The organism is Nonomuraea guangzhouensis (assembly GCF_019396345.1).
Classification (GTDB): Bacteria; Actinomycetota; Actinomycetes; order Streptosporangiales; family Streptosporangiaceae; genus Nonomuraea; species Nonomuraea guangzhouensis.
On sequence record NZ_JAHKRM010000014.1, the window covers coordinates 43483 to 65921 of the forward strand.

The following is a 22439-nucleotide window of genomic DNA, read 5'->3' on the forward strand; positions in this document are numbered from 1 at the left end:
TACTGTCTGCCGCATTGAGCGCCGTCCAATCAAGGTAGGTTCATGCGCGCGCTGACCGTCTTACTCTCCACTGTCCTGGTTTCCGCGACCCTGGCCGCTCCCGCGCCTGGTCTCGCCGCCACGCGACCCGAGGCGGCCACGGTGAACGTCGTCTATCAACGAGCCGACTTCGCCGCCGGTACGTTCGAGGGGACGGCCGCCGGCGACGGCCTGTCGTTCGCCGCCGCGGCCGGCACCACCACCTATACCGACGCACTCGGCACCAAGAGCTGGGAGTACGCCCGCTGGACCGGCCCGGAGCGGACGATCGACTTCGCCGCCACCCAGTTGATCGCCTCCTGGACCGCCGACGTCCCGGCGGGTAGCTGGCTGCAGGTCGAGGTCCGTGGCCGGCACGCGGCCGGGTTGACCAAGTGGTACGTGCTCGGCCGCTGGGCGTACGGGGAGGGCGACATCCGCCGCACCTCGGTGCCCGGTCAGGCCGACGCCGACGGCACCGTCTCCGTCGACACGTTCGTCGCGGCGTCGGACAAGCAGATCAACGCCTACCAGCTACGCCTCACCCTCTACCGGACGCCGGGCTCCGGCGTGACGCCGACCGTACGGACGCTGGGGGCGATGGCCTCGAACGTGCCCGACCGCAAGACCGTGCCGGTCAGCCCGGGCGGCGGCGCGTGGGGCACCGAGCTGAGCGTGCCGCGCCGCTCCCAGAACGTGCACGAAGGCCACTACCCGGAATGGGACGGCGGCGGTCAGGCCTGGTGCAGCCCGACCTCGACCACGATGGTCCTCGGCTACTGGGGCAGGTGGCCCAGCGCGCAGGACACCTCCTGGGTCGATCCGGCCGACCCGAACCCGGAGGTCGACTACGAAGCCCGCTACTCCTACGACTACGCCTACCAGGGCTCGGGCAACTGGCCGTTCAACACCGCCTACGCCGGACGCTACGGCCTGAACGGCTTCATCACCCGCCTGCGGTCGCTGACCGAGCTGGAGCGGTTCATCAGCGTCGGCATCCCGGTGATCACCTCGCAGTCCTTCAAGAAGGGCGAGCTGCCGGGCGCCGGATACGGCACCAACGGGCACATCATGGTGGTCGTCGGCTTCACCGCCACCGGTGACGTGATCGCCAACGATCCCGCCTCCGCCACCAACGACGCCGTGCGGCACATCTATCCGCGGGCCGACTTCGAGAACGTCTGGCTCCGCAGCTCCAGCAGCGGCGGCATCGTGTACGTCATCTACCCGCCCGGCCACGCCCTGCCCGCGACCACGCCGGGACTGCCCGCCAACTGGTGAGCTCGGCTACTCGCGATAGCGGGCGAGCGCGGCGTGGGCCTGCGCGGTGATCGACTCGATCACCGCGCCGGCCGGCTCGATCGAGTCGACCAGGCCCACGCCCTGCCCCGCGAGCAGCGCCATCTCTTCCAGGTCGCCGGTGGTCAGGCCGCGCATCGGGACCAGGAAGGAGAACTTGCGCATGTCCACCCGCTCCCCGTTGAGCGTCGTGTGCCCGATGACCTCCAGACCCGAGGTGTCGCACGGCACCTCGTCCGCCCGGTCGTGCCACTCGCGGACCACCCGGTTACGCAGCACCCGCGTCGGGTTGAACTGCGGGGTCTCCGGGCCGAACACCCGGGTACGCGCGGTGTCGGTGCCCCGCGCCGCCACCAGCCGGTTCTTGTAGCCTTCGTGCGCCGCCGACTCGGCCGTGGCCGCCAGCCGCGTACCGATCCAGGCACCGTCGGCCCCGAGCATGAGCGCCGCGGCCAGCCCCCGGCCGTCCGCGATCCCCCCGGAGGCCAGGACCAGCGCCGGGGCGACCGCGTCGACCACCAGCGGGACCAGCGCGAACGTCGGTAGCGTCGCGTAATTGTGCCCGCCCGCCTCCAGCCCCTGCGCCACCACCACGTCCACGCCGTCGTCCACCGCCCGCTTGGCGTCGTCCACCGACCCGACCTGCTCGAAGACCCGTACGCCCGCGCCGTGCAACTGGCGGATGAAGCCCTTCGGCGGATGCCCCCAGTGGAACGACGTCACCGCGACACCGGCCGCGCAGACCGCGTCGATCTGCTCGGGCTTGGCGAAGGGGGTGATGAGGTTGACGTTGAGCGGCCCGGTCGTGCCGGCGCGTACCGCGCCGATGGTCTCGACCATGGCGGCGGCCGGCATCAGCCCCACCCCGAGCGACCCCAGCGCCCCGGCGTTGCTCACCGCGATCGCCAGCTCCGGCAGCGCGCCGACGAACGCCATGCCGGCTTGTGCGATCGGGGTGGTCAGACCGTAGGCGTCGGTGAAGCGTGTGCGCAGTTCCATGCCTTGGAGGCGTTCCATGCCGTTCCATGGCGTTCGCCAAGAGAACACATCCGACCTATTGACTCGTCTGGCAACCGGTGGTCATATCGAGAAATATTAGGAAAGTTTGTTAACGAGCGCACGTCACAGGGAGCTGCGCCATGTCCAGAACGGTGCCTGTCTTAGCCGTACTCACCCTCCTGGCGGCGGCATTGATCGGAGGTGTAGCGCAGGCCGCAGCCGCCACCCGCTACGAGGCGGAAGCCGCCACGATCTCCAAGGGCGTCTTCGAGGCCAGCCACACCGGCTTCTCCGGCACCGGCTACGTCAACGGCGACAACGTCTCGGGCAGTTACCTGGAGTTCTCCGTCACCGCCCCCTCGGCCGGCCCCGCGACCCTCGCCCTGCGCTACGCCAACGGCACCACCGCCAACCGTCCCGCCACCATCACGGTCAACGGCACGGCCATCGCCACCGGCCAGGCGTTCAACGGCACGGGAAACTGGGACACCTGGGCCACCGCCACACTCACCGCGACGCTGCAGGCGGGCGCCAACTCGGTCAGGATCACCGCGACCACCGCCAACGGCAACCCCAACCTGGACTTCCTCGACGTCACCATGTCCAGCACCCAGGACATCGCCTACCAGGCCGAGACCGCCGTACTCGCCCAGGCGGCGGTGGCCAGCAACCACACCGGCTTCACCGGCACCGGCTTCGTCGACTACGTCAACACGACGGGCGGCTACGTCGAGTGGATGGTGAACGTGCCCGAGGCGGCCAGGACGACACTGACCCTGCGCTACGCCAACGGGACGACGGCCAACCGCCCGCTGGACATCTCGGTCAACGGCACCGTGGTCGCCGCAGGCCAGGCGTTCAACCCCACGACGAACTGGGACACCTGGGCGGACCTCGCCATCACCGCCTCACTCAATGAAGGGACGAACACGGTCAGGGCGACCGCCACAGGCACCGCCGGCGGCCCCAACCTCGACAAGCTCACCGTCTCCGGGCCCATCGACTCCCATCCGCCCACGGCACCCGGCCCGCCGAGCCAGACGGACATCACCTCGGCCAGCGTCACGGTGACCTGGGCCGCCTCGGCAGATGACGTGGGCGTCGCCTTCTACGACCTGTTCGGCGACGGGCGGGCGTGCGGCACCGTCTCAGGACAGACCACCACGGGCACCTGTACGGGCCTGAGCGCCGACGCCGACCACGTCATCCACGTCGTCGCGCGGGACGCGGCCGGCAACGTCTCCCCGCCGAGCCCCGACCTCACCGTGCACACCACCGTCGCGCAGAACCCGTACGGCGACCCCTACCTGGTCTCCATGTTCGACGGCAGCACGCTGGACGGCTGGACCCCGCACGCGGCGGCCGGCTGGACAGTGAAGAGCGGCGCCATCCACGGCACCGGTACGGCAGGCAGGGGCTGGATCTACTACAACAAGCAGCAGACCGGCACCTTCCGCTGGATCTTCAACGTCCGGCAGGTGTCGGGCGACCACGCGCCGACCGTGCTGATCTGGGGCACCACCACGCCGATCAGGGACGCCCTCAGCGCCATCCAGTTCCAGCCGCCCAACGGCGGCCACTGGGACTACCGCCCCGGCCACAACAACGGCGGCGGCAGCCTGTTCACCCAGTTCCCGCACACCAAGTGGGACATCCATAACTGGAGCCAGTGCGAGCTCGTGGCCAACCAGAGCACGGGCCAGGCCAGGATGGCCTGCTGCCCGCTCACCGCGAGCGCCCCCACGTGTACGGCGGTCGAGGTGCTGGCGTTCAAGGACACCACCGCCGGGCAGGTCGGCCCGCTGGCCATCCAGATCCACAACAGCGGCATCCAGGACGAGTACCGCGGCCTCTACCTGGAGTCGCCGGTGGTGGTGAACCCGGACGGCTTCATCACGACGGGCTAGCGCCCGGCGTCCCCGGCTGCCCGATGATCTCGGGCGGCCGGGGACCCGAGGTTTCGATCGGGTCAGTTACCGGAAGCGGCGGCTCTTCGACCGGGCCAGCAGGGTGAGCACGCCGGCGGCGGCGACGAGTGCCGCACCGCCCACCGCCCATGGCAGGCGGCCGTTCCCGGCGGGTGCGGGCCCGGCGGCGGCCGCCTCGGACAGCGCGGCGGGTTCGGGTTTGGAGCGCGCGGCGGCGGTCTTGCCGCCCCGGAAGACCACGTCCGAGCAGGAGTAATAGGTGTCCGGCGTGTCGGAGTTCTGCCAGATCGTGTAGATCAGGTGGCGACCGGTCTTACCGGCGGGCAGGCGGCCCTTCATGACGTACGAGCCCTCCGCCATCGCCGGGTCGGTGACCTTGAGGAAAGGCTTCTTCTCCAGGTCGGACCACTTGAGCGGACGGGACGGGTTGTAGGCGTCCGTGGTGACGTACAGCCGGAAGGTCCCCTTGTGCGGGATGGTGCCGCGGTATTTGAAGGTGAAGCCCGCCCCGGCCGTCAGCTTGGTGGCGGGCCAGTCCTTGCGGGCGAGGTCGAGGCCGCTGTAGCCCTTGATGCCGCCGCTGCACAGCTTCCCGTCGGGGATCACCTGGCGGTCCCGGCCGGCGACGTCGGCCACCCTGAGGTTGTCCCACCCGCGGGGCAGCGCCGTACCGCTCACCGCCAGGGCGGCCTTGCAGGCGGGCGACTTGGCCGTCCGCGGGCTGTCGGCGCCGCAGGCCGCCGCCCGGCTGAGGGGGTTCTCCAGTGCCCCGTGGGCACCGGCCGGCCCGGCGGGCAGCAGCAGGCCCACGCCGAGCACGGCGACCGCCACACTCGCGATCCGGCGACGCATGATCACGTGGCAGTCCTCCTCGGGTCGCGAACTCCGTCCTGCGTAGAGGTACGGACGCCCGGCCGTGCGGGTTCATCCGGGCTCGGCGGAGAACCGGTAGAACTCCTGGAGCACCCGCGCGGCCTGGTCCGGGCCCACCTCGGGGCAGACGTACCCGCCGGCCGCGATGTGCGCGCACAGCTCCGGGTCCGGCCGCAGATGGTGGGCGCGCAGGTAGTAGGTGACCGTGTCCGTCCAGACGTACGTCCCGTCGGTGCGGAAGCTCAGCGGCACCACCTCGCCGCGCTCCGGTTCGACCCGGTCCACGTCCAGCCCGGTGGTGCCCAGGATCGGCAGGCCCGCCTCCAGGTAGGCGGCCAGCCGTTCGCGCTCTCGTGGGCTCTCCACCAGGGGATGGCCGGGCTCGAAGTACGGCACGCCGTTCCTGACGCCGTCGAAGACTCGGGCGACCGCGATCACGGCCTCACCCCTTCCTGATCGCCGAAGTGGTGGACGGGCTCATGGCTCAGCGGCACGTCACCGGTCGCGTGGTCGCCGATCTGGTACAGGTTGTCGAGCATCTTGTCGTGCCACGCCTCGCGGCCCAGCTTCGCGAACTCCGGCCGCAGCGCCTCGAGCCGCTCGGTGAACAGCTCGATGTCCTGACGGGTGAGCTCGTTGTCGATCCACTCGCCCTCCACGTCCATGTAGTGCTCGGCGAAGTCGTTCAACATGTACTCGTCCTTCGCCAGCCCGAAGCTGAAGGATCTGCTGAGGTCGATCCCGTGGACGCCGTCCTTGCCGTGGGCGAGCCAGTTGCCGCCCCTGCGGTCGGTGTTGGCGACCAGCGCGTCGAGCAGGCCGAGCAACCTCCCCGACGTGCCGGAGATGAAGGGGTAGACGCTGCCCTTGAGCTGGGACGGGTCGACGCCGTCCATGAACTGCATGTAGACGGCGTCCGGGTTCGTCGGATCCCTGATGATGTGCGGCACGGGAGCACCGATCGCCCGCCCGACAAGGGAGGCGAGCAGGTCCTTCTTCACCGTGACATGCCCGAAGTTATGCACCTTCCTGATGAGGAAAGTGCCGTCACGGAATCGGACTTTCTGCACGATCCCGTGCTGGCCATCGCCGATGACCTCGATCCTTGGTTGCTCCCGCTCCAGTTTCGCCTTCAGCGTCTCCTCGTTGAGCGGCCCCGGCGGGAGCTCGTGGCTCGGCCGGGCCACGTCCAGCGGGACGGTCGGCTGCTGGTGCGGCTGCTCCGCCTGGGTGTGGTGCCAGTGGCCGTCGTCACGGAAGATCGGCCGGCCGTCCTGGCGGTACTGGGGGATGCTCCCCGTGTGCGCCAGCCGGTCGGCGCCGATGTAGACGAGTTTGTCGGCCGTGATGATCTCCCGGCCGGTGATGTCGGCGAGCTGCCGCACCGCGGCGGGGTTCTGGTAGAGATCGCAGCCCAGGATGCGTAGTTTGGCGCTGGGATCGGCCATCACGACCGGGTCGTAGGCGAGCATCGTGCCCACGTCGTGGCTCGACAGCCGCTGGTCGCCGAGGTAGAACCCGTTGCGGTCGGCGCTGATGCCCACCTCGATGACGCCCGGCGTCTGCCGCAGCAGCCGCATGTCCGCGCTGGGCATGACCGCCTGGCCCGGATCCCGGTACCAGACACCCGAGGCCACCTCGTGCCTGCTCTGCCGGATGATCTCCCGATGCCTGGACGTGAGCTCCGGCACGGCCCGGCCGCCGGTCCCGCGCGCCCCGCCACCGGGCGCGCCTCCTCCGGTCCGCTCGTGCGGCGCACCGCCCGCGCCGTCGTGGGACGGTCCGCCCGCGCCGTCGTGCGGGTCCGGGCCGAAGTGGTACGCGGGCACCCGCTGGTCAGCTGGCCGCGGCGTCTCTCCCGGGATCCGCGCGTCCGCCAGCCGGGTGCCGCCCAGCCGTGGCACCTCTCCCAGCCGCGGCACGCGGAGGCCGTCGGCGGCGCGCGGGCCCGCGTAGCCCGCCCGGCCGTCGATGCCGCCCACGAAGCCCGCCACCGCCGCCTTGCCCAGCGCCTCGGGGGTGAGCTGGCCGTTCTCCACCAGCATGGGGACCGAGCCGATCACCGAGGCCACGCTGCTCTGGGTGGCCACCCCGCCCACGGTCTGGGTCAGGAACGCCGCCACCCGCTCACGCGCCGTCATCTCCTCCTTCAGCACGACGCCACCCAGCAGCCGCGGACCGCCCAGCTTGGCGATGAGCCCGCCCAGCCCGGCGAACGCCAGCCCGGTCAGCAGCCCGCCCTCCACGGCCGCGACCGTCTTGTCGCCGTCCCACTCGTCCCGCTTGCCCTCGGCGAACTGCCAGAGCTGGGTGCCGCCGTCCAGGCCGACCATGAACGCGATGCTCATCATCAGCAGCTTGGCGATCGTCCTGACGTTCAGCCTGGCCATCGAGCAGGCGGGCCCGATCGACAGGAACGAGGTGCCGCCCGTGGCGGGCCCGAACGCGTAGGACCGCAGCAGCAGGAAGGCCAGCAGGATCAGGCAGAGCGCGATGTACTTCTGCGTGTAGTCGGTGTCCAGTCCGTACGCCTCAAGCTGTTTCGCCGCGCTCTCGCAGGACCTGGCCAGCTCCTCCACGTACGCGGGGTCATCGGTGGAGAACTTCCCCCAGTAGGCGCTCAGCGCGGAGGCCGCGGGGCCCATGGCATAGGCGAGCACGTTGCTGAGCGTCTCGTCGCCCTCGCCGGCCGCCGTACGGCACCTCGTGGCCGCGGTACGCAGGTCGGCGGCTCCCGCCAGGCTCCGCTCGCCGTCGCCCTGGGGGTAGTCCATGCCGACGACCCAGCCGAGCACCGGTTCCACGTACGGGAAGGCGGGGCCGAGCAGGGTCTGCAGGTCCACGCCTCAGACCTGCGGGTACAGGTGGTTGGCCCGCTCGTAGTTGCGGGCGGCCAGGTCGACCTGTTCCTCCAGATCGTCGATGCTCTTCGCGCCCTGGCCGCAGCTCTGGAGGAGGTCTTCGAGCGTGCCGACGAAGCCGGCGGCGAACTGCCGGCCGTACTGGTCCTGGCCCCACGGGGCGCTGTCGAGCACGGACCGTACGAGCCCGTGCGCGCCACGTATGGTGTCGGCGGGGGCGCACCAGCCCGTCCCCGCCCGGCGCATGCGGTTCCAGGCGACGTCGAACCCCTGCGCCCACTCGTTCATCGCGCCTCCCGGGGCGTCCGGAAGGGCGTCTCCGGCAGCAGCCCGTCGAGGTCGAACTCGCCGCCGAACAGCTGCTCGGCCGCCATCCCCTCGGGCACGAGCGGCGCCATGAGCCCCCGCGACTCCTCGGCGACCTGCGCGTTGGCCTTGGTGACCTGATCGAGAACCGCCTGGGCCAGCTCTGACGGCGAGAGCCGGCTGTAGACGCGGGGATGAAAGGTGATCTCGTCGATCCTGCCCTGCGGGCCCGCCGTCACGGTGACATTGCCGTCGGATACCGTGGCCGTTACTTCCCGGAGCTGGGCGTGTGTCTCCCGGACCTGGTGGACTTGCCTGCCGAACTCCGCCACCAGATCTTCGATGGCTGCCTGCAGGTCATCATGCATTAACCGCCCCTTTGCTACCAAGACTCACCATGTTCCCATATGTCACGATGATTAACAGGAGTTGCACGTGAAGCGAGTGCATTTCGGCGCCGACTACAACCCCGAGCAGTGGTCGCCGGAAGTGTGGCGCGAGGATGTCCGCCTCATGCGCGAGGCGGGGGTCACCATCGTCACGCTCGGCGTCTTCTCCTGGGCCCTTGTCGAGCCCGAGCCGGGGGTCTACGACTTCGCCTGGCTGGACGAGATCATGGACCTGCTCGGCGACGCGGGCATCGAGGTCAGCCTGGCCACCGGCACCGCGTCACCGCCTGCCTGGCTGTCCCGCCTGCACCCCGAGACGCTGCCGGTCTCACGCGACGGCGTGCGCCTGTCGCCCGGCTCCCGCCAGCACTACTGCCCCAGCTCGCCCGTCTACCGCCAGGCGGCCGCGGACCTGGCCGTAGAGATGGCCAAGAGGTACGGCCGGCATCCCGCGCTGGCCATCTGGCACGTCGGCAACGAGTACGGCTGCCACATCCAGGAGTGCTACTGCGACGTCTCCGCAGAGGAGTTCCGGGCCTGGCTGCGCGAGCGCTACGGCGACCTCGACGCGGTCAACGCCGCCTGGTCCACCACGTTCTGGAGCCAGCGGTTCACCGATTGGGCCGACGTGCTGCCGCCCCGCACGACCCCGACGCTGCGTAACCCCGCGCAGGAGCTCGACTATCGCCGCTTCAGCTCCGACGCGCTGCTGGACTGCTACCGGGCCGAGCGGGAGGTGCTCCGGGAGCTGACCCCCGACGTGCCGATCACCACGAACATCATGGGCATGTGGGAACCGGTCGCCGACTACGCCTCCTGGGCGGCCGACTTCGACGTCGTGGCGCTCGACATCTATCCCGAGCCGAAGGACCCCGGCGCGCACATCGACGCGGCCTTCTTCCACGACCAGATGCGCTCGCTGGGCGGCGGTCGGCCATACCTGATGATGGAGACCGCGACCAGCGCGATCAGCTACCGCCCGCCGAACCGGCCGAAGCGGGACGGGCTCAACCGGTTGTGGAGCCACCAGGCGGTCGCGCGCGGCGCCGACGCGGTCATGTACTTCCAGTGGCGGGCCTCGGCGGGCGGCGCGGAGAAGTTCCACTCCGCGATCGTCTCGCACGGCGGCTCGGACAACCGGATCTTCCGCGAGGTGGCCGGGCTGGGCGCCGAGCTGGCGGAGCTGTCCGGGATCGCGGGCACACGGGTGCGTGCCGACGTGGCGATCGTGCACGACTACGCCAACTGGTGGGCGCTGGAGCTGGACGCCAGGCCGGGTGAGCTGAAGATCCCCGAGCGGGTTCGCGCCCACTACGCGCCGCTCTGGCGGGAGAACGTCACGGTGGACGTGGTGACCCCTGAGGCGGACCTGTCTTCGTACAAGCTGGTCGTCGTGCCGAACCTCTACCTGTGCACCGACGCGGCGGCCGCCAACCTCCGGAGCTACGTCGAGGGCGGCGGGCACCTGCTGATGTCGTTCTTCAGCGGGATCGTCGACGAGTGCGACCGCGTCCGGCTGGGCGGGTACCCGGGCGCCTTCCGGGAGCTGCTCGGGCTGCGGGTGGCGGAGTTCTGGCCGCTCAGTGAGGGTGAGAGCGTGGGTCTGACCTCGGGCGGGAGCGCCGACCTGTGGGCCGACCACGTCGTGCCGGAGGGTGCCGACATCCTGGCCGCCTACGCCGACGGGCCGCTGCCCGGGTCGCCGGCGATCACCAGGAACGCCTTCGGACTGGGCACCGCCACCTACCTCGGCACGCGGCCCGACGAGCGGGCCATGCGCGAGCTCGTCCGCGACACGCTGCGGCTGGCGGCGGTCGCGCCCGTTCTGCCGGGGTTGCCGGACGAGGTGGAGGCCGTACGGCGCGGGCGGCACCTGTTCCTGCTCAACCACGGTGACCGTCCCGTGAGCGCCGCCGGGGTGGAGCTGGCTCCTCATGACGTCGTCGTGGTGGCCGAAACCGGGGTGTGACACGGGTTCCGCCGGCCGGGCCGTGGTGCTATCACTGCGGTACAAGGTCACGTTCCCCGAGGGGGATCAGTGGAGTTTCGACTGCTCGGTCCCGTCGAAGCCTGGGACGGTGGACGCTGCCTGCCACTGGGCGGTCCGAAACCCCGCGCCCTCCTGGCCGCCCTGCTGCTGGCCGCCGGGAAGGTGCTCTCCAGCGAACGCCTGGTCGACGTGCTGTGGGGCGACGAACCGCCGAAGAGCGCCCACGCGCTCGTCCAGACGTACGTCTACAGCCTGCGCAGGACGCTCGCCGAAGGCGGCGATGGTTCTGAGGTGATCGAGACCCGGCTGTCCGGCTACGCGGCGCTGTTCCAGCCGGGGCAGCTCGACGTGGAGTCGTTCGAGCAACTGGTCGCCGACGGCCGCCGGCAGGCGGTGGACGGCGACCACGAGTGCGCGGCGGAGAGCCTGCGCGCGGCGCTGTCGATGTGGCGGGGATCGGCGCTCGACGGGATCGGGCACGTGCTGCGTGGCGAGGCCGCGCGGCTGGACGAGACGCGGTTGCTCGTCCTGGAGGAGCGCCTCGACGCCGAGCTGGCGCTGGGCAGGCAGGCGGAGGCGGTCGGCGAGCTCACCGAGCTGGTCCGGGCCCATCCCGCCCGCGAACGCCCGCGCGCCCAGCTCATGAAGGCCCTGTACCGGCTGGGTCGCCAGGCCGACGCCTTGACCGTCTACCACCAGGGGCGGCAGGCGCTCGCCGACGAACAGGGCGTGGACCCCGGCACGGAGCTCCAGGAACTGTACGATGCCGTCCTGCGCGCGGACCCTGCCCTGACCTCCGCTCCGCCGCCGACGCAGCCCGGCCCCGGGGCGGTCCCCGCGCATCTGCCGCGCGGCGTCGCCGACTTCACCGGCAGGGAGAAGCCGCTCGCCGAGCTGGCCGCCCTGCTCGGCGCCGCCAGCGACACGCTGACGGTGTGCGTCATCTCCGGCAAGGGCGGGGTGGGCAAGTCGACGCTCGCGGTGAAGGTCGCCCACCAGGTGACCCCGGCCTACCCCGACGGCCAGCTGTACGCCGACCTGCGCGGCGTCACCGGCTCGCCCGCGCCCGCCCTGGAGGTGCTCGGCCGTTTCCTGCGGGCGCTCGGCCTGCCGCCCGCCGCCATCCCGGAGACCGTGCCCGAGTGCGTCGACGCCTACCGCAGCGCCGTGTCCGGCAAGCGACTGCTCGTGGTGCTCGACGACGCCGGCACCGAGCAGCAGGTACGCCCCCTGCTGCCGGGCAGCCCCACCTGCGCCGTACTGATCACCGCCAGGCGCCGGCTCGCGGGCCTGGACGGGGTGCGGGTGAACGACCTTGACGTCTTCGACACAGAGGCGGGCGTGGACCTGCTGGCCCGCATCGCCGGTCCCGCGCGCGTCCACGCCGAGCACGAGGCGGCCGAGCGCATCGTCCGGCTCTGCGGTCACCTGCCGCTAGCGCTGCGCACGGCGGGTGCGCGGCTGGCCGCCCGCCCGCACTGGCCGCTCGCGACGCTCGCCCTGCGCCTGGCCGACGAGCGCCGCCGCCTGGACGAGCTCACCGCCGGCGATCTGGAGGTGCGGGCCAGCGTCGGGCTGAGCTACCGGGGGCTCGACGACCCGGCGAAGCGGGCGTTCCGCCTGCTCGGGCTGTTGGGCGTGCCCGACTTCGCGTCCTGGGTGATGGCGGCCCTGCTGGACGTGCCCGAGGCGGTGGCCGAGGGGGTCGTCGACCGCCTGCTGGACGCCCAGCTCCTCGACCACGTCGCGGTGGACGCGGTGGGCCAGACCCGCTACCGATTACACGACCTCCTCCGCGTGTACGCGGCCGAGCGGGCCGAGGCGGAGGAGCCGCCCGAGGAGCGCGCGGCGGCGGTGACCCGGGTCCTGGGCGGATGGCTGTGGCTGATCACGCGGGCCGCCGCCGCCTGGCCCTCGGGCGCGCTGGCTCTGCGGCGCGAGTACACCACGGCCAGGCCCGTCGGCGCGGACGTCCCCGACGGGGTGGCCGGTGACCTGCTGACCTGGTTCAACGCGGAGAGCCCCGCCCTCGTCGTCGCCGTCGAACGGGCCGCCGCCATGAACCTGCACGAGGTGGCCTGCGAGGTGGCCGCCGCCCTGTGTTCCTCCTCGTTCTGGCTGGACGCCCGCTTCGAGGAGTGGCGGCGTACGCACGAGTCGGCGCTGGAGGCGGCCCGGCGCGCCGGCGACCCGCTGGCGGAGGCCATCCTGCTGGTGGGGCTCGGCCAACTCCGCTACCGGCAGGACCGCTACCCGGAGGCGCAGAGGTTCTTCCGGCAGGCGCTGCCGCTGCTGCGGGCGGGCGGCGACGCGCACGGGCAGGCGGTGGCCATCACCGGCATCGGCACCACCTGCCGCGAGCAGGGCGACCTGGCCGAGTCCTTGGTACACCTGCGCCAGGCGGGCGACACCTTCCGCGCGCTCGGCGACGACGCCGGGATCGCGCACGTCAACCGGCTGGCCGGATCGGTGCTGCTCGAACAGGGCGAGTTCGCCGGCGCGCACGCGCTGCTCGACGACGCGCTGGCCGCCTTCCGCCGGCTGGGCAGCGGGCGCGGCGAGGGCCTCACGCTGCGGAGCATCGGGCTGGTCCATCGGGCCGTCGGCGAGCTCGACCGGGCGCGGGCGTTGTGCGCGCGGGCCGTCGTCCTGCTGCGCGAGGCCGGCGACCCGCTCATGACCGCGTACGCCGTGCAGGCCCTGGCCAAGACCAGGATCCGGCTCGGCGGCGATGCCGGAGTCCTGCCCGAGCTCCGCGACGCGCTGCGGGTGTGCGAGCGGCACGGTGACCGGTTCGGCATGGCGCTCGTCGAGCGGACCATCGGCGAGTCGCACCTGGCCCGTGGCCGGTACGCCCTGGCCGAGGAGCATCTCCGCCGGGCGGTCGAGGCGTGGGAGCGGCTCGACCTGCCGCTGTTCCGCGCGCGCACCCTGCGCGACCTGGCCGCCGTGCGCGAGGCGACCGGGAACGGGCCGTCCGCGGAGTCCCTGCGGGCCGAGGCCGTCGCCGTCTTCGCCAAGTTCGGCACCCGCGAGCACGGCGAGCTGGGACGTTCCCGGGTTTAGTGCGTTCTTGGAGTGGATTTGTAGAGCGCTCGACGATCGTTTTCCTTGCCTGCCCGACCGACGCAAGGGGAACGCCGTGTTGGACATCGTCCTCATGTCCGACCCGCGGGTCAGCGAGATGCCCGTCGAGGATCGAGGGGAGCCGCTGGTGGATCTCCGCACCGTACCCGAGCTGCGGCTGGACGGGCGCATGGCCGATGCGGACGGCGCCTACGCGCACATCCGCCAGGGCCACGTCGAACGCCTCCTGCACGCCCAGAGTCGGCTCCCCGCGGGGCTGCGCCTGCTCGTCGTGGAGGCGTACCGGCCGCCCGAGCTGCAGGAGCGGTACTTCCTGCGGTACGCGGCCACGCTGAGCGAGGCCAACCCGGACTGGCCGCCGGAGCACGTCTACGTGCAGGCCAGCCGCTCCCTGGCCCCGCCGCACATAGGCCCGCACGTCTGCGGTGCGGCGGTGGACCTCACCCTGTGCACCCAGGACGGCATCGAACTGGACATGGGTACGGAGGTGAACGCAGGCCCGGAGGAGAGCGACGACGCCTGCTACACGGCGGCCACCAACATCTCCCACCAGGCCACCACCAACCGGGACATCCTCGGTGACGCCATGTCCGAGGCCGGTTTCGTGAACTATCCAACGGAATGGTGGCACTGGTCGTACGGCGACCGCTACTGGGCCCTGGCCACCGGTGCCCCGGCAGCCTTGCACGGCCAGCTCACCTGGCCGCTTATTCGATCTTGACCGGGGGCAGGCCGAGGCCGCCGTCGTTCGCTGCGGGGCGACGGCGGCCTCGGCCTCTATAACTGATCGTGCTGGTAAGCAGAAATATCATCTCTTGGACTTCTGGCCTGTTCTGCCGCAGGGTGAGGGCATGACGACTTTTGTCCTTGTTCCCGGCGCCTGCCACGGCGCGTGGTGCTTCGAACCGCTGGCGCGCCGGCTCCGGCAGCACGGCCACGAGGCCTACCCGATCACGCTGACCGGCGTGGGGGCCAGGAAGCACCTGCTCAACGCCTCGGTCAACCTCGACACACATGTCGATGACGTGGTGAATCTCCTGGAGGACGAGCAGATCACCGACGCCGTGCTGGTCGGCCACAGCTACGCCGGAATGGTGATCACCGGGGCGGCCGACCGCGTCCCCGAACGCGTCGAGGGACTGGTCTACGTCGACGCCTTCGTACCCCGGGACGGGGACTCCTGCTGGACCCTGGCCCCGGGTGGCACGCGCGACTGGTATCTCAGCGACCTCGGCCCGAACGGCTACACGACGCCGACGCTGCCGTTCTTCGATCCGCGAGCCACGCCGCACCCGCTGGCGTCCCTGCTCCAGTCGATCCGCCTGCGCGGCGACCTCGACCGGTTCCGGCGCAAGGAGTATGTGTACGCGACCCTGTCGGAAGGGGAATCGCCGTTCGAAGCCACCTATGAGCAGGTGCTCGACGATCCCTCGTGGCGGGTGCACGCTCTCGCGTCCAAGCACAACGTGATGCGGGACGCCCCCGACGAACTGCTGAAGATCCTCCTTGCCGCGAACTAAGCCGGCCCGGGACGGACGGGCTTCCCGCTGGTGGGAGCCAAGGGCCCGGCCGCCTGCGCGGGTTTGTCCGGGGGCGTCGGTGGTGCCGGTGGTGCCGCGTCCGGCCCACGGGGGAGCTGAGGCGGAGCATCCCGGAAGAGCTCGGGCACCGCCCGATAAAGGATCGCGGCGATCGGCACGGCCACGACCGCGCCCGCGATCCCGGCCAGGATGCCGCCGACGGCGAGCACGATGATGATCGCCAGCGGGTGGAAGTGCAGCGCCCGGCCGACGATCAGCGGCTGGAGCACGTGGTTCTCCAACTGCTGCTCGACGACCAGGATGCCGAGGAAGATCAGCGCGTAGATCGGGCCCTTCGCGCCGAGCGTCACCAGTGTCGCGACGGCTCCGGCGAAGAAGATGCCGACGATCGGGATGAAACTGGCCAGGAAGATCAGCACGGCGAGCGCCGCCCAGAGCGGGACGCCCATGACCGCCAGCACGATGCCCATGAGCACGCCGTGCACCGCCGCCACGGCCACGGTGCCCTGGACGTAGTGCGAGAGCGTGACCCAGGCGGTCCGCCCGGCTCGATCGACGCGTGGCGCGACCGTGCCGAACGCCTTGAGGAACCAGGCCCAGATCCCTTCGCCATCCTTGAGTAGGAAGAACGTCACGAAGAGCAGCAGGACGATCGAGGCCAGCACTTCGAGCAGCACGACGGTGCCCGCGAGCACCGTCGTGGTGATCTGCCGCTGCTGCGCGGTGACCAGGACGGCGATGTCATCGACCCATTTGCTGAGCTGGTACGGCTGCAGATGCAGCGGGCCGGTGTAGAGCCAGCCCTCCACCGTCTTGGCGGTCTGCTGCACCTGCATCACCAGGCCGGGGAACTCCTCGTTGGCGCGTACCCCGATGATCCAGCCGGTCCCACCGAGTACGGCGAACGCGACGAGCATGGTGACCCACGTGGCGTAGATCGCCCGCAGCCCCGTCGCGCGCAGCCGCCTGGTGAGGGGGTACAGCAGCGCGGTCAGCAGCAGCGCGACCGCGACCGGCAGGGCGACGATGCGCATCGTCGCCACGATGCCGAACACGTAGTTGGCCACGACCCCGATGAAGATCAAGCAGGCGCTCCACGCGGCCATCTTGGCCAGCGTGGGCGGCACCAGCCCCCAGAGGGGTTCTTGATCTGGCTTCACACCTTCAGACTCTCATCTCCGGCCCTGATAGGCACGGCTCACCGCCGCCCAGTAGGGTGCGGCCGAGACAATGAGACGCGCGTTGACCTCGCGTTCGCGGGGGCAGAGTGAAGCTTTCCGGCGGTTCCGCCCGCGATCAGCACGAAACGGTACGGTGAACGACCTCAAGTGACACGACAGCGGCTGGCGGCGGCTTGGGCGCGGGCGAGAAGCCGCCATGGCTGGCTGGATCACCTCGTCCGGGCCGTGGTCCGCTATGACGAGACGGACGCCGGCCGGTTGTCGGCCGCGCTCACCTACTACTCCTTCTTCGCCACCTTCGCGCTGGCGCTGCTGGGGTTCGCGATTCTCGGCCGGTTTCTGGACTATCCGCCGGTGCTGTTCGCGGTGGAGCACTACCTGCGCGAGAACCTCCCGCGGCTGGACGTCCAGGCGTTGATCGACGCGCGTGGGACGGCCGGGGCGGTGGCGTTCGTCGCGCTGCCGCTGACGGGCTTGTTCTGGATGGACACCTTGCGCTCGGCCAGCAGGGCGATCTGGCGGCTGGAGCAGTATCCGGGGCACTTCCTCGTGCGTCAGCTCATCGACCTGGGCGTGGTGGCCGGGCTCGGGCTGCTGCTCCTGCTGTCGGTCGGCGTCGCCTTCGCCGCCGAGTGGCTGCTGAGCTGGCTGGCCGTGCACACCGTGGGCACGGACGCCATCTCGGCCCAGTGGGGGCTATCCGCGGCCGCGTTCGTCATCGGCCTCGCGGTCAACACCCTGCTGGCGATGGCGTTGCTGACCGCGCCGCCACGGCTGCATCTGCCGCTGCGCAGGGTGATCGGCCCCGCGCTCGTCATCGTGATCGGCCTGGAGGTGCTCAAGACCCTCGGGCAGGTCTATCTCAACCTGACGGCGGCCAACCCCGCCTACCAGGTCGTCGCCGGCGCTGTGGGGATGCTGGTGTTTCTCAAGATCCTCAATCAGCTCATCCTGTTCGCCGTCGCTCTGGCGGCCACCAGCACCACAGGACGGGTCAAGGACCTGGCTGCTTAGGGTTCCGTTTCCTTGCCCTTTTTGAGGGGAGAGGGGAGGCCACGGTTCAGGAAGAGGGAAGGAGAACCCATGCGCTTAGGATCCATCGTGGTGATCCTTTGGCTGGTCGTCGGCGCCTTCGCGGCGCACCAGCGCAACTACTACACAAAACCGATCGATGACTGCAACCAGGTGGCCACGATCGCCGTGACGATCCTGGCGGGTCCCCTCAACTATCTCGGCATGAACCCGAAGATCGCTTGTCAGACCCCTCAGCCCAGCAAGTGACGCCTGCTGACGCTTCCCAAGTCGTTCTACAGTGATAGGACGCTGGTCGGTATCGGCGCCGCCCGGCTTGGGAAGGGTGGCGGCGATGGAGCTGCGCCAACTGCGCTATTTCGTGACGCTTGCCGAGGAGCTGCATTTCGGCCGGGCGGCGGCCCGGGAGCACATCGTGCAGTCAGCGCTGAGCCAGCAGGTGCGGCGGCTGGAGCGCGAGTTGGGAGTGCGGCTGCTTGACCGCAGCACCCATCACGTCGCCCTGACTCTCGCGGGCACCGCGTTCCTCGTCGAGGCGCGCGAGATCCTCGACCACGTGAGCAGGGCCAAGCAGGTCGCCCGCGACGCCGTCGCGCCGTCGCCGATGCCTCCGAACTGATCGGTCAGACTCGGCGGTTGGCGTCCTCGAGGAAGTGCAGGACGGCGGTGACGCGCCGGTCCGCCCGGTCGGTGGGCGCCAGGTCGAGCTTGGCGAAGATGCTGCGGATGTGCTTGTGCACGGCGCCGTCGGTGACGAAGAGCCGTTCGGCGATGGCCGTGTTGCCCAGGCCTTCGGCCATCAGGGCCAGCACGTCACGCTCCCGAGGGCTCAGGCGCTCCAGCCGGGTGTCCGGCCGGGTGCGTACGAGCAGCTGCGCCACGACATCCGGATCGATGGCCGTACCTCCGTCCGCCACCCGGTGCAGCGCGCTCAGGAACTCGTCGACCCGCCCGACCCGCTCCTTCAGCAGGTACCCGAGGCGGGAGCTGCCGTGGGAGAGCAGTTCGGTGGCGAACGCCTGCTCGACGTAGGCGGACAGCACGAGCACGGCCAGGTCCGGCTGGCGTCGCCTGGCCTCGACGGCGGCGACGATCCCCTCGTCGGTGTGGGTCGGCGGCATCCGTACGTCGACGATCGCGACATCCGGTTGGTGGACGCCGATGGCCTCCAGGAAGCCGGCGGGGTCGCCGGCGGTGGCCACGACGTCGAGCGACTCCGCGCGCAGCAGCAGCGCGAGCCCTTCGCGCAGGAGCGCGTCGTCCTCCGCGATCACGATCCGCATGGCAGGCTCACGGTCACGGTGGTGGGTCCCCCAGAAGGGCTGTTCAGCATGAATGTCCCATCGTGCGCTTCGGTACGGCGGCGGATGCCGACGAACCCGGATCCGTTGCGTTCGTCCGCCCCGCCCTGGCCGTCGTCGGTGATCCGCAGGTCGAGCCGGTCGTCATGGAGGCGAGCCGTGACGGTGGCGTGCCGGGCCCGGCTGTGCTTGGCGATGTTCGTGAGCGTCTCGGCCACCACGAAGTAGGCCGTGGCCTCGACGGAGGAGGCGCACCGGACAGGGAGGTCGGCGTCGATCCGGCAGGGCACCGGGCAGGCCGTGGCCAGGCCGGTGAGTGCGTCGGCGAGGCTGCGGTCGGTCAGCACCGGCGGCAGGATGCTGCGGACGACCCCGCGGAGCTCGGCGAGCGCCTGCTCGGCGGCGTCCTGCGCGCGTTCGAGAATGGCCTCGGCGCTGGCCGGATCGCGGGTCAGCGCCCGGCGCGCCGCGCCGAGCAGGACGTTGACGGCGACGATCCGGTTCTGCGTCCCGTCGTGCAGCGACCGTTCGATGCGCCGCAGCTCGGCGGAGTGCGCGTCGAGCGCGGCGGCTCGGGTCGCGGTGAGCTGTACGACCCGCAGCGCGAGGTCGGTGCCGGAGACCGGCGCCAGGAGCCGCCGGCCGAACCAGGCCTGCAGCCGAGCCATGCCCGGGGCGACCGTCCCGGTGACGACGATCCAGCCCAGGCCCACCAGGGAGAGAGCGAGGGCGCTGGGCCAGTCCTGCACGGTCCAGAGCCCGTAGGTCAACGTGGACTGCTCTTCCAGTGGCAACAGCTGCCAGTACAACGGGAAAAGGGTGTACTCCACCACGTAGATGGGCAGCGAGAGACCCAGCCCACCGAGCAACAGTCCGAAAAGGGGATAGGCGGCCACCCAGCCCAGTTCCCGGCGTACGGCCGAGTCGGCGAGGGCGGGGCGCAGCCCGTGCGGCATCGGCGCCGGGCCGACGACCTCCGGACCCCAGCGGGACAGCCGCCCGCGTTCCCGGTCGGCGACGACCCGCACCACACGCAGCGTCACGGGCGCCAGCAGCAGGCCCACACCGATGAGGCAGGTCAGTGCGGTGGCGATCACCAACACGAGTGCGACGAACGCCAGGACCGCGGTGCCGAGCCCGCCGACGATGTGTTCGAGCGCGTCCAGGACGGCTCGGGCGCGGGCGAACGCGAACGCGTCCCATCCACGGGCCGACCGCCGGTCGGCTGTGGGGTCGTGGGTCGGCATAGCCCAGGACAATATGGCATCACCCGGGCGGTCGACAGATCATCGGCCAAGGAGTACAGCCTGCTGTACCACGCCCGTCTCGCTGGTGGGATCGTCGTCGGCGGTGATCGCTCGTAGCTTCGATGCGTGACAGCCCGTCGAGTGAGGAGCACACCATGACCGAGTCATCCCCTTCGGCCCAGACCGCCCAGCGCGGGATGTTCCGTCCCGTGCTGTGGGTCCTGCTCTTGATCAGCGCGGTGCTCAACATCGTGACCTCGAACATCGGCATCAACATCTTCGTCGGCATCGGATTCGGCCTGGCCACTATGGCGTGCGCCGCCGCTCTGGTCGTCGACCACTACCGGCACCGGCGCCCATGAACGTGCCGAACGGCCCGGGCGATCACCGTCGCCCGGGCCGCTGTCCGGTCGTCAGCCGAGTTCGTAGAGAGCCTGGCCGCTGCTGTCGGTGCCGCCGTAGGCGGAGGCGTCCACCAGGGTGCCGTTGGCCTTGACCCACTCGGTCACCGAAGAGCTTCTGCCGTCGGTGATCAGGATGTACTTGAGCGTGCCGGCGGCGACGTACCCCTTGAGCTTGGCGACGGTCATGGCCGGGTCGCTGCCGGTGAAGCCGCCCATGGCGATGACGGCCTTGCCGGTGGACAGGATGATCGAGGACGCGCTCTGCGCGCTGTCGACGGCCACCAGCCAGGTGGCGTCGCCCTGGTTGGCCTTCAGGTACGCGATCAGCTGAGTGCTCACCTGCCCACCGCCGCCGGGCCGGCCCGTACGTTGGCCGGCCGTAGGTTGCTGGGTGCCACCGGGTCCGCCGCCCATTCCGCCCATTTTCCCCATCCCGCCGCTGCCGGCCGGGCCCGCGGTCGGGTTGGTGCCCTGGACGGCCGAGGTCAGCGGGGTCACCGCGTACGCCGCCGGTCCGGCCAGACCACCGAACAGCCCCGCCACCAGCGCCACGGCGGCCAGCCGCTTGGCGCCGAACGCGACCGCCAGGAGCCCGAGCACCGCCACCGCCGTCGCGCCGGCGACCACCCAGGGCAGCCACGACACGAAGTCGGTGGTCCGGCGGAGCACCACGAAGGACCAGCCACCGGTGACGGCGATGCCGAGCGGCAGCGCCCACCTCCAGGCGGCGGACCGCCGGTAGGCGTGCCACATCAGCACCGCGCCCATCCCGGTGAGAGCGGCGATCGCGGGCGCCATCGCGGTGGCGTAGTAGGGGTGGAAGCCGCCTTCCGAGAAGCTGAACACCACGAAGTGGATCGCCAGCCAGCCACCCCACAGCAGCAGGGCGGCCTGGCCCGGATCGGTCCGCGGCCGACGGCCGATCAGGGCGACCCCCACGGCCAGGGCGAGGGCCGCGAACGGGATCAGCCAGGAGATCTGTCCGGCCATCGTGTCGTTGAACAGCCGGGTGGCCCCGGCCTCGCCGCCGAAGTTGGCGCCGCCGCCGCTGCTACCGGCGCTCGCGCCGAAGATCCGGCCGAGTCCGTTGTAGCCGACGACCAGGTCCCAGACGGTGTTGTCCGAGCTGCCGCCGATGTACGGCCGGCTGCCCGACGGCCACAGATCGACGATCGCCATCCACCAGCCACTGGAGACGACGAGAACCGCGCCGGCCGCGAGCAACCGCCCGATCCGCCGCAGCGGCCGGCCCGGCGCGGCCATCAGGTAGACGGCCGCGAAGGCGGGCAGCACCAGGTACGCCTGGAGCATCTTGGTGTTGAACGCCAGGCCGACCAGCAGCGCGGTGACCAGCAGCGTACGCGTCCGGCCGGTCCGGATCGCCTCCAGGCAGAACCAGGCCGCCGCGACCAGCAGCAGAACCAGAATGGTGTCGGGGTTGTTGTCCCGGTTGATGGCCACCGTGATCGGCGTGAGCGTCATCACCAGGGCCGCGATCAGCGCCGCGACGTGGGCCAGGTGCCCCGTCCCGTCCCCGATCGGCCTGGCGGTGAGCGTACGCCGCACCGCCGAATGGACCAGGCCCACGGCGGCGACGCCCGCGACGGCCTGGGGGAGCAGCATGCTCCACGTCCCGAACCCGAAGAGGCGGGCCGACAGACCCATCACCCAGAGTGCGAGTGGCGGTTTGTCGACGGTGATGTACGAACCGGCGTCGAGGGCTCCGAAGAAGAAGGCCTTCCAGCTCTGGGTGCCGGAGTAGATCGCGGCGGAGTAGTAGTCGTTGGCGTAGCCGTTCTGGCCGAGCGCCCAGGTGTAGAGGACGGCGGCCAGGGCGAGCACGCCCCACATCGCGGGGCGTGCCCACCGCGGGTCGCCCCGGTGGTCGGCCGGGGCGCGACGACCACTGGTCGGGCGCTCCAGCAACTGTGCGGTCATCGTGCTCATGACGCTTACCTTCGACGGCGGCCCTTGAACCGCGGT

General features: G+C 70.9%; 20 protein-coding genes. 10 read left to right on the plus strand and 10 right to left on the minus strand.

From position 1 onward, the window contains the following. Positions 1-42: 42 nt before the first annotated feature. Positions 43-1299, plus strand: coding sequence for a C39 family peptidase (locus KME78_RS28015; protein ID WP_219532357.1), 1257 nt, complete (start codon positions 43-45; stop codon positions 1297-1299). Between the two features lie 6 nt (positions 1300-1305). Here KME78_RS28015 and KME78_RS28020 read toward each other — a convergent pair whose 3' ends face one another. Further along, positions 1306-2334: an NAD(P)H-dependent flavin oxidoreductase gene (locus tag KME78_RS28020; RefSeq protein ID WP_219532358.1), complete on the minus strand. Its 1029-nt coding sequence runs from the start codon at positions 2332-2334 to the stop codon at positions 1306-1308. Positions 2335-2456: 122 nt separating this feature from the next. Here KME78_RS28020 and KME78_RS28025 point away from each other — a divergent pair, with 122 nt between their 5' ends. Continuing rightward, on the plus strand, positions 2457-4223 hold the full coding sequence (locus tag KME78_RS28025) for a CBM35 domain-containing protein (RefSeq protein ID WP_219532359.1): 1767 nt from the start codon (positions 2457-2459) through the stop codon (positions 4221-4223). A 66-nt stretch (positions 4224-4289) separates the two neighbouring features. On the opposite strand, the gene KME78_RS28030 is transcribed toward KME78_RS28025, so the two are convergent. From KME78_RS28030 to KME78_RS28050, 5 genes are all read right to left on the minus strand, one after another. Then, positions 4290-5096 (minus strand): lytic polysaccharide monooxygenase auxiliary activity family 9 protein, encoded by an 807-nt coding sequence (locus KME78_RS28030; protein WP_219532599.1) that lies wholly within the window; start codon positions 5094-5096, stop codon positions 4290-4292. A gap of 72 nt (positions 5097-5168) precedes the next feature. Further along, positions 5169-5555 carry a hypothetical protein gene (locus tag KME78_RS28035; RefSeq protein ID WP_219532360.1) on the minus strand — a complete coding sequence of 129 codons (387 nt, stop codon included), beginning with the start codon at positions 5553-5555 and terminating at the stop codon, positions 5169-5171. Then, a complete protein-coding gene (locus KME78_RS28040) occupies positions 5552-7960 on the minus strand; it encodes a WXG100-like domain-containing protein (RefSeq protein WP_219532361.1) in 2409 nt (802 codons plus the stop codon). The genes KME78_RS28035 and KME78_RS28040 overlap by 4 nt, the downstream gene beginning before the upstream one ends. A 3-nt stretch (positions 7961-7963) precedes the next feature. After that, on the minus strand, positions 7964-8266 hold the full coding sequence (locus KME78_RS28045) for a hypothetical protein (RefSeq protein ID WP_219532362.1): 303 nt from the start codon (positions 8264-8266) through the stop codon (positions 7964-7966). After that, positions 8263-8652, minus strand: coding sequence for a YbaB/EbfC family nucleoid-associated protein (locus KME78_RS28050; protein ID WP_219532363.1), 390 nt, complete (start codon positions 8650-8652; stop codon positions 8263-8265). The genes KME78_RS28045 and KME78_RS28050 overlap by 4 nt, the downstream gene beginning before the upstream one ends. Positions 8653-8719: 67 nt before the next feature. On the opposite strand from KME78_RS28050, the gene KME78_RS28055 reads away from it, so the two are divergent. The 4 genes from KME78_RS28055 (at position 8720) to KME78_RS28070 (ending at position 15270) form a co-directional block, all read left to right on the plus strand. After that, complete coding sequence (locus KME78_RS28055; RefSeq protein ID WP_219532364.1) at positions 8720-10642, plus strand: beta-galactosidase; 1923 nt, start codon at positions 8720-8722, stop codon at positions 10640-10642. A 69-nt stretch (positions 10643-10711) separates the two neighbouring features. Beyond that, positions 10712-13729, plus strand: coding sequence for an AfsR/SARP family transcriptional regulator (locus tag KME78_RS28060; protein WP_219532365.1), 3018 nt, complete (start codon positions 10712-10714; stop codon positions 13727-13729). 76 nt (positions 13730-13805) lie between these two features. Further along, positions 13806-14471 carry a M15 family metallopeptidase gene (locus KME78_RS28065; RefSeq protein WP_219532367.1) on the plus strand — a complete coding sequence of 222 codons (666 nt, stop codon included), beginning with the start codon at positions 13806-13808 and terminating at the stop codon, positions 14469-14471. Between the two features lie 130 nt (positions 14472-14601). Beyond that, positions 14602-15270, plus strand: a complete 669-nt coding sequence (locus KME78_RS28070; protein ID WP_219532368.1) for an alpha/beta fold hydrolase — start codon at positions 14602-14604, stop codon at positions 15268-15270. On the opposite strand, the gene KME78_RS28075 is transcribed toward KME78_RS28070, so the two are convergent. Continuing rightward, positions 15267-16451, minus strand: a complete 1185-nt coding sequence (locus KME78_RS28075) for an AI-2E family transporter (RefSeq protein WP_219532369.1) — start codon at positions 16449-16451, stop codon at positions 15267-15269. The genes KME78_RS28070 and KME78_RS28075 overlap by 4 nt on opposite strands. A 168-nt stretch (positions 16452-16619) precedes the next feature. On the opposite strand from KME78_RS28075, the gene KME78_RS28080 reads away from it, so the two are divergent. The 3 genes from KME78_RS28080 to KME78_RS28090 all read left to right on the plus strand — a co-directional run bounded on the left by KME78_RS28080 (position 16620) and on the right by KME78_RS28090 (position 18123). Then, entirely contained in the window at positions 16620-17486 is an 867-nt protein-coding gene (locus tag KME78_RS28080; protein ID WP_219532370.1) for a YihY/virulence factor BrkB family protein, read from the plus strand. A gap of 69 nt (positions 17487-17555) precedes the next feature. Then, complete coding sequence (locus tag KME78_RS28085) at positions 17556-17753, plus strand: hypothetical protein (RefSeq protein ID WP_219532371.1); 198 nt, start codon at positions 17556-17558, stop codon at positions 17751-17753. Positions 17754-17838: 85 nt separating this feature from the next. Further along, complete coding sequence (locus KME78_RS28090) at positions 17839-18123, plus strand: LysR family transcriptional regulator (RefSeq protein ID WP_219532372.1); 285 nt, start codon at positions 17839-17841, stop codon at positions 18121-18123. Between the two features lie 4 nt (positions 18124-18127). Here the strand turns inward: KME78_RS28090 and KME78_RS28095 are convergent, their stop codons facing one another. Together KME78_RS28095 and KME78_RS28100 are read right to left on the minus strand one after the other, a co-directional pair. Beyond that, positions 18128-18787 carry a response regulator gene (locus tag KME78_RS28095; RefSeq protein ID WP_219532373.1) on the minus strand — a complete coding sequence of 220 codons (660 nt, stop codon included), beginning with the start codon at positions 18785-18787 and terminating at the stop codon, positions 18128-18130. Further along, positions 18775-20052 (minus strand): sensor histidine kinase, encoded by a 1278-nt coding sequence (locus tag KME78_RS28100; RefSeq protein ID WP_219532374.1) that lies wholly within the window; start codon positions 20050-20052, stop codon positions 18775-18777. Before KME78_RS28100 ends, KME78_RS28095 begins: the two co-directional genes overlap by 13 nt. A 155-nt stretch (positions 20053-20207) precedes the next feature. Here KME78_RS28100 and KME78_RS28105 point away from each other — a divergent pair, with 155 nt between their 5' ends. Continuing rightward, positions 20208-20414, plus strand: a complete 207-nt coding sequence (locus KME78_RS28105) for a hypothetical protein (protein ID WP_219532375.1) — start codon at positions 20208-20210, stop codon at positions 20412-20414. 51 nt (positions 20415-20465) lie between these two features. Here KME78_RS28105 and KME78_RS28110 read toward each other — a convergent pair whose 3' ends face one another. Beyond that, positions 20466-22403 carry an ArnT family glycosyltransferase gene (locus KME78_RS28110; protein ID WP_246651999.1) on the minus strand — a complete coding sequence of 646 codons (1938 nt, stop codon included), beginning with the start codon at positions 22401-22403 and terminating at the stop codon, positions 20466-20468. Positions 22404-22439 lie beyond the last annotated feature (36 nt).

Coding starts and splice junctions, on each gene's coding strand:
- KME78_RS28015 (WP_219532357.1), top strand. CDS start 43: ATGCGCGCGCTGACCGTCTTACTCTCCACTGTCCTGGTTTCCGCGACC.
- KME78_RS28085 (WP_219532371.1), top strand. CDS start 17,556: ATGCGCTTAGGATCCATCGTGGTGATCCTTTGGCTGGTCGTCGGCGCC.
- KME78_RS28025 (WP_219532359.1), top strand. CDS start 2,457: ATGTCCAGAACGGTGCCTGTCTTAGCCGTACTCACCCTCCTGGCGGCG.
- KME78_RS28045 (WP_219532362.1), bottom strand. CDS start 8,266: ATGAACGAGTGGGCGCAGGGGTTCGACGTCGCCTGGAACCGCATGCGC.
- KME78_RS28070 (WP_219532368.1), top strand. CDS start 14,602: ATGACGACTTTTGTCCTTGTTCCCGGCGCCTGCCACGGCGCGTGGTGC.
- KME78_RS28110 (WP_246651999.1), bottom strand. CDS start 22,403: ATGAGCACGATGACCGCACAGTTGCTGGAGCGCCCGACCAGTGGTCGT.
- KME78_RS28020 (WP_219532358.1), bottom strand. CDS start 2,334: ATGGAACGCCTCCAAGGCATGGAACTGCGCACACGCTTCACCGACGCC.
- KME78_RS28105 (WP_219532375.1), top strand. CDS start 20,208: ATGACCGAGTCATCCCCTTCGGCCCAGACCGCCCAGCGCGGGATGTTC.
- KME78_RS28100 (WP_219532374.1), bottom strand. CDS start 20,052: ATGCCGACCCACGACCCCACAGCCGACCGGCGGTCGGCCCGTGGATGG.
- KME78_RS28090 (WP_219532372.1), top strand. CDS start 17,839: ATGGAGCTGCGCCAACTGCGCTATTTCGTGACGCTTGCCGAGGAGCTG.
- KME78_RS28095 (WP_219532373.1), bottom strand. CDS start 18,787: ATGCGGATCGTGATCGCGGAGGACGACGCGCTCCTGCGCGAAGGGCTC.
- KME78_RS28050 (WP_219532363.1), bottom strand. CDS start 8,652: ATGCATGATGACCTGCAGGCAGCCATCGAAGATCTGGTGGCGGAGTTC.
- KME78_RS28030 (WP_219532599.1), bottom strand. CDS start 5,096: ATGCGTCGCCGGATCGCGAGTGTGGCGGTCGCCGTGCTCGGCGTGGGC.